This window comes from Oceaniradius stylonematis, from assembly GCF_003149475.2.
GTDB lineage: Bacteria > Pseudomonadota > Alphaproteobacteria > Rhizobiales > Rhizobiaceae > Roseitalea > Roseitalea stylonematis.
This window is the reverse complement of sequence record NZ_QFWV02000004.1, coordinates 555,918-572,203: the sequence shown is the minus strand read 5'-3', so window position 1 is coordinate 572,203 and position 16,286 is coordinate 555,918. Positions and strand designations below refer to the sequence as shown.

Here is a 16,286-nt window from a genome sequence, read left to right as displayed (position 1 = left end):
CCGGGCGCCCACGCGCCGGGCCAACCGGAGGTCAGTCATCGTGTCCACAATCGACAGTTTCAATTGCCGCAAGACGCTTGAGGTGAACGGCAAGAGCTTCACCTATTACAGCCTTGCCGAAGCCGAAAAGAACGGCCTTGACGGCATTGCGCGCCTGCCCTTCTCGATGAAGGTGCTGCTGGAAAACCTGCTCAGGAACGAGGATGGCCGCTCGGTCACCAAGGCCGACATCCAGGCCGTCGCCAACTGGCTCAACGACAAGGGCACGGCGGGCTATGAGATCGCCTACCGCCCGGCGCGCGTCTTGATGCAGGATTTCACCGGCGTGCCGGCCGTCGTCGATCTTGCGGCGATGCGCGATGCGATGGTCAATCTCGGCGGCGATCCCGAAAAGATCAATCCGCTGGTGCCGGTCGATCTGGTGATCGACCACTCGGTGATCGTCGACGAGTTCGGCAACCCCAACGCGTTCGCCCGCAATGTCGAGCTCGAATATGAGCGCAATGGCGAGCGCTACCGGTTCCTCAAATGGGGCCAGAACGCGTTCGACAATTTCCGCGTCGTGCCGCCCGGCACCGGCATCTGCCACCAGGTGAACCTTGAATATCTCGGCCAGTGCGTCTGGACGAAAGACGCCGACGGCGAGACCATCGCCTATCCCGACACCTGCGTCGGCACCGACAGCCACACCACCATGATCAACGGTCTGGGCGTTCTGGGCTGGGGCGTCGGCGGCATCGAGGCGGAAGCCGCCATGCTCGGCCAGCCCATCTCCATGCTGCTGCCCGAGGTGATCGGCTTCAGGCTGACCGGCGCGCTCAAGGAAGGCGTCACCGCCACCGACCTCGTTCTGACCGTCGTGCAGATGCTGCGGCAGAAGGGCGTTGTCGGCAAGTTCGTCGAGTTCTTCGGCGCCGGCCTCGACAATCTGACGCTCGCCGACGCCGCCACCATCGGAAACATGGGCCCCGAATATGGCGCGACCTGCGGCTTCTTCCCGATCGATTCCGAAACGCTGAACTATCTGACCATGACCGGCCGCGACGCCGACCGGATTGCGCTGGTCGAGGCTTACGCGAAAGAGCAGGGCATGTTCCGCGAGTCCGGTTCCGCCGATCCGGTCTTCACCGACACGCTGGAACTGGACCTTGGCGACGTGGTGCCCTCCATGGCCGGCCCCAAGCGCCCCGAGGGCCGCGTGCCGCTCGGCGATGTCGGCGAAAAGTTCCGCGAGGCCTTCACCGCCGAATACAAGAAGGATGCCGGCCAGATCGACAAGCGCTACGCCGTCGAGGGCGAGGATTACGATCTCGGCCATGGCGATGTGGCGATCGCCGCGATCACCTCGTGCACCAACACCTCCAACCCCTCCGTGCTGATCGGCGCCGGCCTTCTGGCGCGCAACGCCAACCGGCTCGGCATCGCCCAGAAGCCCTGGGTGAAGACCTCGCTGGCCCCCGGCTCGCAGGTCGTCGCCGAATATCTCGAAAACTCCGGCCTTCAGAAAGAGCTCGACCAGATCGGCTTCAACCTGGTCGGCTTCGGCTGCACCACCTGCATCGGCAATTCGGGCCCGCTGCCCGGCCCGATCTCCAAGACGATCAACGACAAGGGCCTGATCGCCGCGGGCGTCCTTTCGGGCAACCGCAATTTCGAGGGCCGCATCTCGCCCGACGTGCAGGCCAACTATCTGGCTTCCCCGCCGCTGGTCGTCGCCTATGCGCTCGCCGGCACGGTCAACATCAATCTCGACACCGACCCGATCGGCCAGGACAAGGACGGCAACGACGTGTTCCTCAAGGACATCTGGCCGTCGAACCAGGAGATCCAGTCCTTCATCCACGAGCATGTCACCCGCGCACTGTTCGAGGCCAAATATGCCGACGTCTTCAAGGGCGACGAACGCTGGCGCGCGGTCACCGTGCCCGAGGGCAAGACCTATGCCTGGGACGACGGTTCGACCTATGTGCAGAACCCGCCCTATTTCGCGGGCATGGGCAAGGGCGCCGGCGAAATCTCCGACATCAGGGGCGCGCGCATCCTCGGCCTGTTCGGTGACAAGATCACCACCGACCACATCTCGCCCGCCGGCTCGATCAAGGCGCAGTCTCCCGCCGGCGCCTATCTGATGGACAATGGCGTGAGCGTTACCGACTTCAACCAGTACGGCACGCGGCGCGGCAACCATGAGGTGATGATGCGCGGCACGTTTGCCAACATCCGCATCCGCAACCACATGCTGGGCGAAAACGGCCGCGAGGGCGGCTACACGATCCACTATCCCTCCAAGGACGAACTGCCGATCTATGACGCGGCGATGCGCTACCGCGAGGAAGGCGTGCCGCTCGTCGTCTTCGCCGGCGGCGAATATGGCAACGGCTCGTCGCGCGACTGGGCGGCCAAGGGCACCAACCTGCTCGGCGTCAAGGCCGTCATCGCGCAATCGTTCGAGCGCATCCACCGGTCGAACCTTGTCGGCATGGGCGTCGTGCCCTTCACCTTCGACGAGGGCGTCTCATGGGCCGGGCTCGGCCTTAAGGGCGACGAGACCGTGACCATCGAGGGCCTCGCCGACGTCAAGCCGCGCGACAAAGTGATCGCCAAGGTCACCTATGCCGACGGGACGGAAAAGGACGTGCCGCTGATCTGCCGCATCGATACGGCGGACGAACTGGACTACGTCAACAATGGCGGGATTTTGCATTACGTCCTGCGGGATCTGGCGGCCTAAGCCTTACCGCCCACAGCGCTGAATTGAACAAACCCGCCGGTGGAAACACCGGCGGGTTTTTTTGCTTTCTGCCATTCTTGGTTCTTGATTGGCCTCAGTCTTTAAGGGGATATCTGTCCGTCTCTTCGAACACGTCGATCACAAGGCTGCCTGCCGTCAAGATCGCGGCATGTGGGGTCCCGGCGGGAATGTCCCAACTGTCGCCCGGTCCGCAGATGCGGGTGTGACCATCGACGGTCAGCTCCAGACTGCCATGAACGAGCGTTCCCCACTGGGCTCCGTGTTGGTGTTCGGGCACTTCCACATCCTTGTGCACATGGAAGAAGACCACCAGCGCACCGTCCGAGCGCACCGCCGACGTTGTGACGGCGTCTTCCGGGAAGGGGATATCCAGAGACGGTTGAGATTGAATGAAATCTGGATAGTTCATGAAGCCTCCTCAAGTTACGGGATCAGTACGATCTTGCCCGCATTACCCGGCTGAAGGACGAGTTCGTGCGCTTTGGCCGCCTCGCCCAGAGGCAGCTGGTGCCCCACCTTGGGCTTGATGGCGCCTTCCGCCGCCGCGGCCAGAATGTCCGCCATGATGTCGCTGAGCTGTACCTCCGTTGCATTCCAAAGCATGATGCCCCGGATATCGAGCTCCTTCATCATCGCCATGCGCGGGCTGATCTCGATCTCGCCCCGGTTGCCGATCACAACGATCCGGCCATTCTGTCCGGCAATTTCCATGTCTGCGGCGAGATTCACATTGGCCAGCATTTCCAGGATCAGATCGGGGCCGCCGCCATCGCAAGCTTGTTTGACGGCGTCGAGGTAGTTCGCTTCTCTGTGATTGACAGCGTGGTCAACGTTCTCACCGCGCAGCAGGGCGAGCCCGGCCTCCGAACCTGCGCTGCCGATGACTTTTAGACCGGCGCGTTTCGCCAGCTGTATCGCAGATGTGCCGACCGAACCGCTCGCGCCATGGATGAAGACTGTTTCGCCACTTTTGGCGCCGCCACGCGCAAAAAGGGCGTAGTGGGCGGTCGCGTAGGAGACGCCAAACGTTGTGGCCTCGGCATAGCTGATCCCTTCGGGGATGGGCAGCACATGTTTTGCGGGGCGTTTGACCAGCCCGGCATAACAGCCGGTAAAATCCAGCCCCATCGCGACGCCCGAAAAGACGCGATCGCCGATTTTCAAGCCGGTGACATTTTCGCCCAACGCTACCACGTCGCCAGCGGCGTCACCGCCCGGAATGCAGGGCAGTTCCGGTTGGATGCGGTATGTGCCGCTGCGCATATAGGTGTCGGCGGGGTTCACACCCGCCGCCTTCACCGCAATGATCACATCGTCCGGCCCCGGCGCCGGATCCGGCACCTCATCCAGCTGCAAGACCTCGGGCCCGCCAAAGCGATGGAACTGAATGGCCCTCATGGTCCTCTTCCAATCATGTCATGTCTTCACGAGGACCAGCAGCCCGTAACGCACGCGCCGCAGAGGTGCCGGCTGGTCAATCAGCATGTTGACGCGCAGCCGGGCGCGAACGCTTTGGACCGATACGAAGTCTAGACGGTTTCGCGCTGATGTCCACTTCGTCCGTTTCTGAGGCCCGGCACTCCTTCACCGCCCGAAACCGGTATTGAACTGCGAGAACCCGCCGGCAGGGCGCCCGTGAAGGGCCGATGGCCCTGCGGTGCCGCGGTCCACGGCCGGAAGCGACCCGTTAGTGGCGCAATTCTTGTGCGGCATGCCCATAAAAACTTATCCAACCGCCTCCACCCTCCCCCATACTTGCCCNCACCGCGCCCATCGGAACGTCGGATGGCCACCANCCAACGGCGGGCGCGGCGGTGGACCGGCGGGCCGTGCGAGCGGTCGCATGGCTGGATGATGAATCCCCACGCCGGTGCGGAATGAAGGTTTTGGCGCGCTGTTACGCCTGACGATCGGCTGGCGGCGTTGGTGAGCGGGCGTCCCCCGCAAACGGCTTCGAACCCCGCTGAGCGACCGGCGAGGCGGACAGGTTTTCGAAGCCAGCCAAAATGGCGATCACCGCAAGCCCGCCGGACGGGCGGTTTGGCGACCGCACCATAAAAACGTNTTTTGAAGCTGGCGCAAAATCTTGCGCGGGCTGGCGCCCACGTGCGTTTTGCGTTTGCCCAGGGCGCACGTCGACCCTCGGGCTCGACCCGAGGGGAAGCGCAAGTCCTTGGGCGATTGAAGAGGCTACATGCTCTCGGCTTCCGACGGAGGTGCGGTGATGATGTCGCGCGCTCGCTTGCCCCATCCTGAGGAGCGAGCGCCAATCCCTCGCCCTTCGAGGCTCGCTATGCTCGCACCTCAGGATGAGGGTGGATCGGCGGCGAGCCTCGAAGGGTGAGGCAAGCGGCGCGATGAACGGAGCGCCCGCCTCATGCCAGCCCCGTCAGATCGAGCGTGCCGCGCGGCCGCCAGCCGAGCGCCCGCAGCCGCGCCGTGTCCATCGCGTTGAAGGCCGTGGCATCGGCGCGCGGCGGCGGCGCGTGGGCGATGCCCGCCCGTTTGGCATAGGCCGCCAGCAGATCGTGCCGGTCGAGCAGAATGTCGGAGGCGTTGAAGACCGGCGCCGGGCCGTGGGCACCGAGCTGGTCGGCAGGCAGCGTGGCGAGCAATTGCACGGCGCTTGCGAGGTCTTCGCCATGCAGTTCTGTGCCGATGCGCGGCGCGATCGCCCTGCCCGCCGCAAAATCGGCGAACAGGCCGGCCCATTTGTGCGCCCGGCCCGGCCCGGCGGGGCCGTAGATGCCCGTGGCGCGCACGATGAGCGGCAGGAACCGGTCGGACGCCATGCCGGCGAGCGCGATCTCGACGGCGCGCTTGGTTTGACCATAGAGCGTGTCGGGCGCGCACGGCGTCGTCTCGGTCAGCACCGTGCCCGGCGGTTTGGGACCATACACCGCGCGCGAGGACAGGAAGATGGCGCGGCCGACGCCGGCGCGCCTGGCCGCCGCCATCAGCGCCAGCGTGCCGTCGACATTGGCGCGGCGGAAACCCTCCGGATCGTCGCCCTCGCCGCCGCGATACTTCCCCGGTACATGGGCCAACGCGCAATGGACGAAAACATCGGCGCCGTCGAAGGCCGGACCGAAATCATGGTCGGGATCGAGATCGCCGGCGACCCATTCGGCCGGTTCGGAGAAAAAGCCGGCCGCCGGCCATGTGCGGCCCATGACGATCACGTCGGCACCCGTGGCGAGGAATTCCTCGGCGATGAAGCGACCGGCCTGCCCGGTCGCCCCCGAGATAAGGACGGTGGTCATGGCGACGGATTGGGCAGCGTGTCGATGTCGGGGATCGCCTCGCCCGTGCGATACGCCTGCCACAGATCGATCAGCGGACGCAGTTGGGCGCGTTTCGGGTGGTCCGCCTGCCATGGCTTTTCATACTGGTAGTGAACCACATGCACGCTTTTCCAGTCCCAAAGGTCCGGCATGTTGAACCAGACATATTGCAGCATGTTGTAGGTCACCGGCAGGCCGTGCCAGTCCGGGAAGAAGGCCTCAAGGAATGTCTGGTCGGTGCGGCGCCAGAAGGCGTCCGCGACGTCGAGCCGCGCCATCATCGCCACGAACGTCGCCCGCGATGGTCGGGCGGTGAAGACGCCCGAGTTCAGACGGTGGAAATCGGCGAGGCTCTCATAGACGTTCGGCGACGCGCAGAATTCGGGATAGGCGAACAGCCGGTCGATGTTGCGCACGACGAGCGTGTCGGCATCGAGAAAGACGACGCTGTCATATTGCTCCATCTGCCACAGGCGCAGCTTGGCGAAATTGTCGAGCGGCGTGTGAAAGGCCGGCTTGTTGCCCTTGGTGAAGGGCGCGTCGGCATGCAGCTTCGCCCGGCCATGGCGTTCGTTGAAGGCGGGCGACGTGTCGAGCAGGTCCACCGGCACGATAATGGCGCCGAGATCGGAAAGCGGCGCCAGATCGGCCGCCGCGACACCGCCCGTCGCCATGACGACGATGTCGGCTTGCGTGCCGGTCAGCGTCAGCGAGCGGACGAGCGCGATCGCCGCGCCGGCATAGTCGGGGTTGGTGACAAGGGTGATATAGGCGTGCTTGGCCATGGCGGGATGCGGACCCGGCGGCGCACCGCCGGACCCGGTCATTGCGCTCGCGATCAGGACACGCTTTTCAGGCGCTTGCCCTCGGGGTCGGTCTCGACGGTCTTGGCGATGTCCTTGGTCCAGGCCGAAACCGCGGGCACGCGCGACCGGTCGACGCGGTAGGCGAACTTCTTGGCCACATCGACGACCTCTTCGAGCAATCCTTCGGCGAGCGTGATCGGTTCGAGGCCGAGCGCCAGAAACTGCTCGTTTTTGACGACAAGCTCGTTCTCGGCGGCTTCCTTGCGCGGGTTGGGCAGGAAGGCGATCTTCGCGCCGGTCATCCTGGCAATCATTTCGGCCAGATCGCGCACCCGGTGCGTCTCGGTCATCTGGTTGAAGATCTTGACCTTGTCGCCCTTGGCCGGCGCGTCCGACAGGGCCAGCTCGATGCAGCGCACCGAATCCTGGATGTGGATGAAGGCGCGCGTCTGCCCGCCGGTGCCGTGCACGGTCAGCGGATGGCCGATCGCCGCCTGGATCAGGAAGCGGTTGAGCACCGTGCCATAATCGCCGTCATAGTCGAACCGGTTGATCAGCTGCGGATGCAGCTTCGTCTCGGCGGTGTGCGTGCCCCAGACGATGCCCTGGTGCAGGTCGGTGATCCGCAACCCGTCATTCTTGGCATAGAACTGGAACAGCAACTGATCGAGACACTTGGTCATGTGGTAGATTGAGCCGGGGTTCGCCGGATAGAGGATGTCCTGGGTGACCGTATCGCCGTCCATCGTCTCGATGCCGACCGGCAGATAACCCTCGGGGATTGCCGCACCGATGGTCGAATAGCCATAGACGCCCATCGTGCCCAGATGCACCAGATGCGGATCGATGCCGATCTCGACGATCGCGTTGAGCAGATTGTGCGTGGCGTTGACGTTGTTGTTGACCGTGTAGTTCTTGTGCCGGTCGGTCTTCATCGAATAGGGCGCGGCGCGCTGTTCGGCGAAATGGACGATCGCGTCCGGGCGGTGCTCGGCGAGCCAGCCCTTGAGCACGTCATAGTCGCGGGCCAGATCGATCAGGTGGAAATGGATGCGGCGGCCGGTCTCGGCGTGCCAGATGCGGGTGCGCTCCTGAATCGAATCCATCGGCGTCAGCGACTGCACGCCCAGTTCGGTGTCGATCCAGCGGCGCGACAGATTGTCGATGATGTGGACGTCATGGCCCTTGGCCGACAGGTGAAGCGCGGTCGGCCAGCCGACAAATCCGTCACCGCCCAGAACTGCAATTTTCATGATCGTGGTCCCGATTCGTTGCGTCGCGCTTCCCCTAGGGGCTCAATGTGACATTTGTGACAAACGCGACCCGATCACAAATGCTGGCCTGCTTTAACGCCTGTCGCCGCGCGAGACCAGTATTGCACGGATCGATGCTTTGATGTATCGGCAGCCATTCCGCGTCGCGCGGGAGAGACCGGGCAACCGTCGAGGTTGGCCCGGCGCCGAAGGAGCAACCGCCCCGGAAACTCTCAGGCGAAAGGACTGCGCGACGCCTTGAAAATCTGGAGAGCGGCACGTCGCCACGACGTGCCCACCGAAGGAGCAAGCCCAGCACCGGATGGTCCGGTGCGATCCGCAGAGCCGGAGCGGGCAAAACTCTCAGGTTTCCTGACAGATGGGGCACGGACCGGATCGCCGCGCGCGGCCGGCCGAACCGTCAGGAGCCGGATATGGCACATATCGCAGTCATCGGCGCCGGGATCACCGGCGTCACCACCGCATGGTCGCTGCTCGGACGCGGCCACGATGTCACCCTGTTCGACAAGAACCGCTATGNCGAACGTTCTCAAGGGCATCAAATGGATGATGCGCTCCGACGCGCCGCTCAAATTCTCGCTTCGGCCGTCCTGGCACACCTACTCATGGATGGCCGAGTTCCTGGCCAGCATTCCGCACCATGATCGCAACACCGTGGCGACCACGCGCATGGCGATCGCCGCGCGCGAGCATCTGTTTGCGATGGCGCGCGACGCCGGTATCGATTTCGATCTCGAACGGCGCGGCATCCTGCATGTCTACGCCGACCGCACGGGCTTCGAGCATGCGGCGAACGTCAACCGCCTGCTGGCGCGCGGCGGGCTCATGCGCGAGGCCGTGTCGCCGGCCGACATAAGAGCGCTGGAGCCGGCGCTGAAAGGCGAGTTTTTCGGCGGCTTCTACACGCAGGGCGATTCGACCGGCGATATCCACAAATTCTCCGTCGGCCTTGCCGATGCGGCCGTCAAGCGCGGTGCGATCTTCGTCAACGAAGCCGCAATCACACGGCTTTCGCGCGATCAGGGCGGCGTTGCCGTTGCGTTCGATCACAGAGGGTCGGCGCACGATGCGCGATTCGACGCCGTCGTGATCTGCGCGGGCACGGCCAGCCGGGCGTTGGCGGCCCAACTCGGCGACCGCGTCAACATCTACCCGGTCAAGGGTTATTCGATCACTGTCGATCTGGCCGACGCGGCAAGCCGCGAGGCGGCGCCATGGATGAGCCTTCTGGACGACGACGCCAAGATCGTCACCAGCCGTCTGGGTGCCGACCGGTTCCGCGTCGCCGGAACGGCCGAGTTTGCCGGCTTCAACCGCGACATCCGCGCCGAACGGATCGCACCGCTCGTCAAATGGTGCGAACGGCACTTCCCGGCGATGCGCACCGAGCACGTCACGCCGTGGGCCGGGCTGCGGCCGATGATGCCCAACATGATGCCGAAGGTCGGCGCCGGCCGCGCGCCGGGCGTCTACTACAACACCGGCCACGGCCATCTGGGTTGGACGCTCAGCGCGGCGACCGCCGACATGATCGCCGCGCGGATCGACGCTGACCATGCGGACCGGGCGCAGACCGTGCCCGTGGCGGTGGCCGCCGAATGAGGTTACAGGACGGCAAAGTTTCACCGGAAAGTGAGTTTCCGGTGAAGCGCCGACCCGGTAGCGTTTCGTCCATGCGCGCAGAACCATTCATGCCGATGATCACCCGGCGAACACTTCTGGCCGGCACGGCGGCAACCCTTGCCGCGGTCGCGTCGGGCCCGGCCCGCGCCGCGGCGGCTGTCAGCGGCGTGGTCGAGCTGTTCACCAGCCAGGGGTGCAGTTCCTGCCCGCCGGCGGATGCGGCGCTTGCCGAGTTCGCCGCCGATCCTGACGTTCTCGCGCTTGGCTACCATGTCGACTACTGGGACTATCTGGGCTGGAAGGACACGCTCGCCAGCGCCGACAATACGGCCCGCCAGCGCGCCTATGCGCGGACCTTGGGCAGCCGATCGGTCTATACGCCGCAGGCCGTGGTCAATGGCCGCGACCATCTCAATGGCGGCTACAAGACGCGGATCCGGGGCCTGATTGGCGAACATGAGGCAGCCGGCAACGGACTGGTGGTGCCCGTCATGGTCGCAATGAGCGCCGGGCGGCTGTCGGTCGGGGTCGGCGACGGGATCAAGCCGGCCGGGGCCGACATGCTGCTGACGATCGTCTATTATCGCGACCGCAGCGAGGTGGAGATCGCGCGCGGCGAAAATGCCGGCCGCACCATGGTCTATGCCAATGCCGTCATGGCGCAGCAGACGCTTGGCATGTGGGACGGCAAGGCGATGCAGATCGACCTGCCGCGCGACAAGATCGCCCAGAACAAGGCGACGGGTTGCGCCGTGCTTCTGCAGGCGGCGATCGATGGCGCGCCGGGCCCGATCATGGGCGCGGCCAAGCTGAAGGGTTTCGACAGAAGCTGATCGGAGCGGTTTAGGCCGGACCCGGACGGCATCGGGGCTGGGGGCAACAGATTGTCCAATTACCGCCCCGGTCCGGCCTTGCGGGCACCCTGTTTGCGGGGTGGTCCGCGTGTCGCATGGCGGGCTGGCCGGGCTTGAAGCCGCCCCCCGTGCGACTGTTCATTTTCAAACAAATCCGGGCGCAGGTGTGTTCGACTTGCGGCGAAATCGGGGCAGGCCATCACGCTTGCCAACCGCATCACGAACAGTGTGACCCTGCCGTTTACGATGCGTTAACCCCTCCGGCGACGGCTTGCGCGCCATCGTGTTTCGGGCAACCATGGCCTCCGGTCATTTGATTTGCGGGGAGGCGAACCATCAACGGTTCCGATGATGAGAACGCGCAGCCGGGCCAGGGCGCGGGGGGCAATGGCGCGGGGGCGAGTGGCGGCAACGTCGTCGCGCTGAGCCAGGCGCGCCGCCAGCGCCAACAGGACGAGGTCAGGTTCGAACGGCGCGAACTGGACCAGATCCTGCGGGTCTACAGCTTCATGGTCGCCGGCGGCGAATGGCGCGACTACGGCATCTCGCATTTGAAGGACCGGGCGGTCTTCGCCGTTTTCCGGCGGACATCGGAAATGCCGCTCTATCGGATCGAGAAAAACCCCAGGCTCGCCCGCAGGCAGGGCGCCTACGCGGTGATCAACGCTTCGGGCATGGTGCTCAAGCGTGGCCATGACCTGGCGCAGGTGCTCAGACTGTTCGACAAGCAGATCAGGCTCGTCCAGTCGAACTGACGGTCCGCTCAGGCGGGCGGATAGAGCGTTCCGGGATAGGTGTCGGGGTCGGGCGGCATCGACGAACCGGCGCCGAGCGGCTTTTGCATCAGAACGGAATCGAGCCAGCGTCCGTGCTTGAAGCCGGTGGCGGGCAGGACGCCGGCATGGGCAAAACCCAGCGCCTCATGCAGGCCGATCGAGGCCGCATGCTCGGACCCGCCGATCACCGCGATCATCTGGCGGAACCCGAGCGCTTCGCAGCGCGCGATGATCTCGGCCAGAAGCGTTCTGCCGACGCCGCGCCCTTTGGCGGACGGCGCCACATAGACCGAGTTCTCCACCGTCCAGCGATAGGCCGGTCGGGCCCGATAGCTGCCCGCATAGGCGTAACCGAGCAGTTCGCCCGAGCCGTCGCGCGCGACAATGTGCGGATAGCCAGCCTGGCGGATGGCATGGAAGCGGCGCGCCATCTCCGCTGCGTCCGGCGGGTCCAGTTCGAAGCTGGCGGTGCCGTTGAGCACCGCGTCCGCATAGATGGCGGTGATCGCGGAAATGTCCGCGTCGATCGTGTCGTTCAGTGCAATAGAGGCGTTCATGGCGGCTGGCATTTTTTCGGCTGCCGCCAGAAACCAGAATTGCGCGCGAAAGAAAAGGGCGGCCCGAAGGCCGCCCCGATCCGGTCCGGATGTTACCGGTCGTTATTCGCGGTTGCCCAGGAACATCAGCAGGAACTGGAACATGTTGATGAAGTCCAGATAGAGCGCCAGCGCGCCCATGATGGCCTTCTTCTCGGCAACGGCGGCACCGTCTCCGACATAGTACATTTCCTTGATCTTCTGCGTGTCATAGGCGGTCAGGCCGGCAAAGATCAGAACGCCGATCACCGAGATCGCGAACTGCAGCGCGCCCGAACCCAGGAAGATGTTGACGATCATCGCCAGGATCAGGCCGACCAGACCCATCAGCAGGAAAGAGCCCATGCCGGTCAGGTCACGCTTGGTGGTGTAGCCGTAGAGCGACAGCGCACCGAAGGCGGTTGCCGTGATGAAGAAGGTCTGCACGATCGAAGCCGACGTGTAGACCAGGAAGATCGACGACAGCGACATGCCGATCAGCGCCGCAAAGCTCCAGAACGTGATCTGTGCGGTGGATGTCTGCATCCGGTCGATACGGAAGCTGAGGAAGAACACCAGCGCCAGCGGCGCCAGCATGATGACCCAGCGCAGGGGCGATCCGTAGATGACCGTACCCAGCGCCGTCAGCATCGTGCCGTTCGGCAGCGAGGCAGCGGCGGCGGCCGGATTGTTCGTGGTCGCAAGCATGACGGTGCCGGCGGCGAAAAGGGCGGTGATGCCCATCGCCAGAGCCATCAGATTGTAGACGCGGATCATGTAGGACCGCAGGCCCTCATCGATGCTCGCGTCATAGGTGCGGGCGCCGGCGCCCGCCTGGTATTGAACGTTACGGAGTTCAGCCATTTCGTCCTCGTTAAGCCTTCACGTCCCGTCGGGTGTCCGGCCGCGCGCGATTTCGCGCACACCGAGGCGCCGCTGGCGGGACCTCCAGCATGCCTGCGCGTAATATGAGGCGGCAGGGCAGCTTTTACAAGAATTTCCGGTCGCCCCGGCCGGCAAGGACGTGGGGCAAATGCGCGCAACGCGGAAAAACCGCCGCACCATGGTGAACAAATCGTTAAAGGTTGCGTAGCACGGGCGCCGCCTTCTGGCCGAGAACGCGCCAAGTGCCCAGAAGGCCGAACCCCACCGTGCAGACCAGCGCCGCAAGGATCGTCATCGCGGCGATCTCCGGCCGGAAAGCCCATGGCAGGGTCATGATCTGGCTGACCACGAACCACGCCGCCACACCGCCGGCCAGCAGCGCGAAGACCGCCGTGGCAAAGCCGAGGATCGCATATTCGGTCACGAAGGTGCGGATCAGCGTCCCGCGGGTCGCGCCGAGCGTCTTGAGGACCACCGCATCGTGCACCCGCGCCCGGTTGCCTGCGGCAAGCGCGCCGGCCAGCACCAGAACGGAGGCGATCAGCGCCACGGCCGCGGCCGCGCGGACGGCCGAGGCCAGTTGGCCGACGACGCGGTTGACCAGTTCGATCGCGTCCTTGACGCGCACGCTGGTCACCGCCGGAAAGGCGCGCGTCACCGATGAAAGAATGCCGGCCTCCTGCTCGAAATCGGCATCGGGCATGGTCAGCGTCGCAAGCCATGAGTGCGGCGCGCCGGCAAAGGTGTTGGGCGAGAAGACCATGACGAAGTTGATCGCCAGAGATTCCCACTCGACCTGACGGAAATTGGCGATCGTGGCCGTGATGTTCCGGCCGAGCACATTGACGGTGACGGTGTCGCCGATGGAAAGCCCCAATTCGCCCGCTTCTTCGGCGGAGAACGAAACGAGCGCTTCGCCGGCATGATCCGGCGCCCACCACTCGCCGGCCGAAAGGCTCGAATTCTCCGGCACGTTCTGCGCATAGGTGATGCCGCGGTCGCCGCGCAGCACCCAGGCGCCTTCCGGCGGCAGTTCCATTTCGGCAACGTTCTGGCCGTTCAGTTCGACGATGCGCCCGCGCAGCATCGGCACGCGCACCAGCTTGCCGGCATCGCCCGCTTCGGTCTCGACCAACTCTGCGAAATCGTCGACCACGTCGGACTGGATATCGACGAAGAAGAAGTTGGGCGCGCGCTCGGGCAAGTTTCCAGCGATCTGCTGGCGCAGATTGGTGTCGATCAGCGCCAGCGCGACCAGAAGGGTCAGTCCGAGGCCCAGAGCCAGCACGACCGACGGCGTCAGCGCGCCCGGGCGGTGGATGTTGCCGACCGCCATGCGCAACGACGTGCCCGGCACGTTGCGGACGCGGCGGGCGAGCGCCTGAACGCCATCGGCGACGATCCGCAGGATGAGGAAGGCGGCGGCGACGCCGGCGAGAAAGCCGGCGGCGAGAACCCGTTCTTCGGAAAACCAGACGGCGAGCCCGGTCAAAAGCAGGGCGGCGAGGCCGGCGCCGACGACATAGGCGGCGCGCGGCAGGCCACGCTCGGTCATGGTCTGGTTGCGGAAGAGGTTGGAGGCGGGAATGTCGCGCGCGCGGCCGAGCGGCACCAGCGCGAAGACGAAGATCGTCAGCACCGCAAAGATGACCGCGAGCATCAGCGCGCCGGGGTAAAGCCCCGTGCCCCCCGCCGGCAGCGGCACGATGCCGGACAGAGCTGCGGCCGCAGCGATGGGTGCGATTGCAGCCAGCACGAGACCGATGGCAATGCCCACTGCGCCAACCATCAGGATCTGGAACAGATAGATCAGCGTAACGAGGCGCCCGGGTGCGCCAAGGCATTTGAAAGTCGCGATCACGTCGCGCTTGGAATCAAGGAACGCCCGCACTGCGTTGGCGACACCGACACCGCCGGTGACGAGCGCGGTGAGCCCGACAAGCGTGAGGAACTGCGCGAACCGTTCGATGTTGGCGGCAAGGGCGGGCGCTGCGTTGGCGCGGGTACGCACCGACCACCCGGCCTGCGGGTGGGCTTCGTTGGCCTGGTCGATCGCGGCCCTGAGTTGCGCGTCGGTCGTGCCCGGATCGGTGCGCAGCTTGTAGACCCGCTCGACCAGCGAGCCGGGCTGGATCAGCCCCGACGCTTCGAGCGCATCGAGCGACATGACGATGCGCGGCGCAAGGCCGATGCCGTCGGACAGCGCATCGGGTTCCAGCGCGATCGTCGCGCGGATCGAGAAACGGGCGTCGCCGATCAACATCGTGTCACCGACCGAAAGACCGAGCCTTTCGAGCAGGATCGGCTGGACCGCAACGCCCCAGGCGCCGTCGGTCAGCGCATAATCGGCTTGCGCCAGTGCCGGTTCGGTCTCGAACGCGCCATAGAGCGGATAGAGTTCATCGACCGCCTTGATCTCGACCAGCGTCTGGTCGGACTGATCCTCGAGCCGGGCCATCGACCGCGTATTGGCGCTCTGGGCAACGGTTCCGATCGCCTGCAGCGTCGCCAGCTCTTCGGGTGTCGTTGTCCGGTGGACAAGCTCGAAACGGATGTCGCCGCCCAGGATCGACCGGCCTTCGGACTGGATGCCCTGGGTGATCGCCTGCGCCACCGCATTGACGCCGCCGATCGCACCGGTGCCCAGCGCGATACAGGCCAGAAAGACGTAGAAGCCGGAAAGCCCGCCGCGCACCTCGCGCAGCGCGAACCGGAAAGCGAGCGCGATCTGGTCGGGCAATCCGTTCATCACTCGGCGGCCACTTTGGCGGTGGCCTCGCCCGCGAACACTTCGCCGGAGCGCACGCGAACCTGCCGGTCGCAGCGCTCGGCCAGCGCGGCGTCATGGGTGACGAGGACGAAGCTCGTCCCGCGCTTCTTCTGCGTGTCGAAGATCAGGTCGGCGATCTGCCGGCCCGTATCCTGGTCGAGATTGCCGGTCGGCTCGTCCGCGATCAGGATCGCCGGTTCGGGCGCCAGCGCGCGGGCAATGGCCACGCGCTGCTGTTCGCCGCCGGACAGTTGGCCGGGATAATGGGTCAGCCGGTCCTTGAGGCCGACGGCTTCCAGTTCGGCGCGCGCGCGGTCGAACGCATCGTCCGTGCCGGCCAGCTCAAGCGGCACGGCGACGTTTTCAAGGGCCGTCATGTTGGCGATCAGGTGAAAGGACTGGAAGACGAAGCCGATATTGCGGCCGCGGAACCGGGCGATTTCGTCTTCGCTCATTCGGTCGAGCCGGGCGCCGGCCACTTCGACGCTGCCGTTGTCGGGCCGCTCCAGCCCGGCCAGCACCATCAACAGTGTCGTCTTGCCCGACCCTGACGGGCCGACAATGCCGACCGCCTCGCCCCGGAGGACAGACAGGCTGACATTTTTGAGTACCTGAACCTGGCTTGCCGCCGAGCCGAGTGTGAGATTGACGCGGTCGAGGGCGATGACGGGTTCAGACACAGGAAGA

Annotated in this window: 12 protein-coding genes, 1 pseudogene and 1 riboswitch; of the genes and pseudogenes, 4 read left to right on the top strand and 9 right to left on the bottom strand. The window is 65.2% G+C overall.

Annotated elements, in window-relative coordinates:
* Positions 1-40: 40 nt before the first annotated feature.
* Entirely contained in the window at positions 41-2,731 is a 2,691-nt protein-coding gene (gene acnA / locus DEM25_RS06435) for an aconitate hydratase AcnA (protein WP_439650652.1), read from the top strand.
* 94 nt (positions 2,732-2,825) lie between these two features.
* On the opposite strand, the gene DEM25_RS06430 is transcribed toward acnA, so the two are convergent.
* From DEM25_RS06430 to DEM25_RS06410, 5 genes are all read right to left on the bottom strand, one after another.
* On the bottom strand, positions 2,826-3,161 hold the full coding sequence (locus DEM25_RS06430; protein WP_109769461.1) for a cupin domain-containing protein: 336 nt from the start codon (positions 3,159-3,161) through the stop codon (positions 2,826-2,828).
* A 14-nt stretch (positions 3,162-3,175) separates the two neighbouring features.
* Complete coding sequence (locus tag DEM25_RS06425) at positions 3,176-4,150, bottom strand: NADPH:quinone reductase (RefSeq protein WP_109769462.1); 975 nt, start codon at positions 4,148-4,150, stop codon at positions 3,176-3,178.
* A gap of 977 nt (positions 4,151-5,127) precedes the next feature.
* On the bottom strand, positions 5,128-6,015 hold the full coding sequence (locus DEM25_RS06420) for an NAD-dependent epimerase/dehydratase family protein (RefSeq protein ID WP_109768854.1): 888 nt from the start codon (positions 6,013-6,015) through the stop codon (positions 5,128-5,130).
* On the bottom strand, positions 6,012-6,863 hold the full coding sequence (locus DEM25_RS06415; protein ID WP_245412778.1) for a glycosyltransferase: 852 nt from the start codon (positions 6,861-6,863) through the stop codon (positions 6,012-6,014). Before DEM25_RS06415 ends, DEM25_RS06420 begins: the two co-directional genes overlap by 4 nt.
* Before the next feature lie 11 nt (positions 6,864-6,874).
* Positions 6,875-8,095, bottom strand: a complete 1,221-nt coding sequence (locus DEM25_RS06410; protein WP_109768855.1) for an NAD-dependent epimerase/dehydratase family protein — start codon at positions 8,093-8,095, stop codon at positions 6,875-6,877.
* Between the two features lie 159 nt (positions 8,096-8,254).
* A riboswitch (glycine riboswitch) is annotated at positions 8,255-8,354 on the top strand.
* 175 nt (positions 8,355-8,529) lie between these two features.
* Here DEM25_RS06410 and DEM25_RS06405 point away from each other — a divergent pair.
* From DEM25_RS06405 to DEM25_RS06395, 3 genes and pseudogenes are all read left to right on the top strand, one after another.
* A pseudogene (locus DEM25_RS06405) lies at positions 8,530-9,718 on the top strand (D-amino acid dehydrogenase).
* A gap of 71 nt (positions 9,719-9,789) precedes the next feature.
* Positions 9,790-10,572 (top strand): DUF1223 domain-containing protein, encoded by a 783-nt coding sequence (locus tag DEM25_RS06400; RefSeq protein ID WP_245412777.1) that lies wholly within the window; start codon positions 9,790-9,792, stop codon positions 10,570-10,572.
* Positions 10,573-11,015: 443 nt separating this feature from the next.
* Positions 11,016-11,348, top strand: coding sequence for a DUF2794 domain-containing protein (locus DEM25_RS06395; protein WP_245412826.1), 333 nt, complete (start codon positions 11,016-11,018; stop codon positions 11,346-11,348).
* Between the two features lie 8 nt (positions 11,349-11,356).
* Here the strand turns inward: DEM25_RS06395 and DEM25_RS06390 are convergent, their stop codons facing one another.
* From DEM25_RS06390 to DEM25_RS06375, 4 genes are all read right to left on the bottom strand, one after another.
* Entirely contained in the window at positions 11,357-11,926 is a 570-nt protein-coding gene (locus DEM25_RS06390; RefSeq protein ID WP_109768902.1) for a GNAT family N-acetyltransferase, read from the bottom strand.
* Positions 11,927-12,028: 102 nt separating this feature from the next.
* The gene (locus tag DEM25_RS06385; protein ID WP_109768860.1) at positions 12,029-12,808 is read right to left on the bottom strand and encodes a Bax inhibitor-1/YccA family protein; all 780 of its coding nucleotides are present in this window, start codon (positions 12,806-12,808) and stop codon (positions 12,029-12,031) included.
* Between the two features lie 214 nt (positions 12,809-13,022).
* Positions 13,023-15,578 (bottom strand): ABC transporter permease, encoded by a 2,556-nt coding sequence (locus DEM25_RS06380; RefSeq protein ID WP_109768862.1) that lies wholly within the window; start codon positions 15,576-15,578, stop codon positions 13,023-13,025.
* The gene (locus tag DEM25_RS06375; protein WP_109768863.1) at positions 15,578-16,279 is read right to left on the bottom strand and encodes an ABC transporter ATP-binding protein; all 702 of its coding nucleotides are present in this window, start codon (positions 16,277-16,279) and stop codon (positions 15,578-15,580) included. Before DEM25_RS06375 ends, DEM25_RS06380 begins: the two co-directional genes overlap by 1 nt.
* Positions 16,280-16,286 lie beyond the last annotated feature (7 nt).

Excerpts from the sequence above, each read along its gene's own strand:
- DEM25_RS06415 (WP_245412778.1), bottom strand. The coding sequence starts at position 6,863 with ATGACCGGGTCCGGCGGTGCGCCGCCGGGTCCGCATCCCGCCATGGCC.
- DEM25_RS06410 (WP_109768855.1), bottom strand. The coding sequence starts at position 8,095 with ATGAAAATTGCAGTTCTGGGCGGTGACGGATTTGTCGGCTGGCCGACC.
- DEM25_RS06400 (WP_245412777.1), top strand. The coding sequence starts at position 9,790 with ATGCGCGCAGAACCATTCATGCCGATGATCACCCGGCGAACACTTCTG.
- DEM25_RS06425 (WP_109769462.1), bottom strand. The coding sequence starts at position 4,150 with ATGAGGGCCATTCAGTTCCATCGCTTTGGCGGGCCCGAGGTCTTGCAG.
- DEM25_RS06390 (WP_109768902.1), bottom strand. The coding sequence starts at position 11,926 with ATGAACGCCTCTATTGCACTGAACGACACGATCGACGCGGACATTTCC.
- DEM25_RS06430 (WP_109769461.1), bottom strand. The coding sequence starts at position 3,161 with ATGAACTATCCAGATTTCATTCAATCTCAACCGTCTCTGGATATCCCC.
- DEM25_RS06385 (WP_109768860.1), bottom strand. The coding sequence starts at position 12,808 with ATGGCTGAACTCCGTAACGTTCAATACCAGGCGGGCGCCGGCGCCCGC.
- DEM25_RS06380 (WP_109768862.1), bottom strand. The coding sequence starts at position 15,578 with ATGAACGGATTGCCCGACCAGATCGCGCTCGCTTTCCGGTTCGCGCTG.
- DEM25_RS06420 (WP_109768854.1), bottom strand. The coding sequence starts at position 6,015 with ATGACCACCGTCCTTATCTCGGGGGCGACCGGGCAGGCCGGTCGCTTC.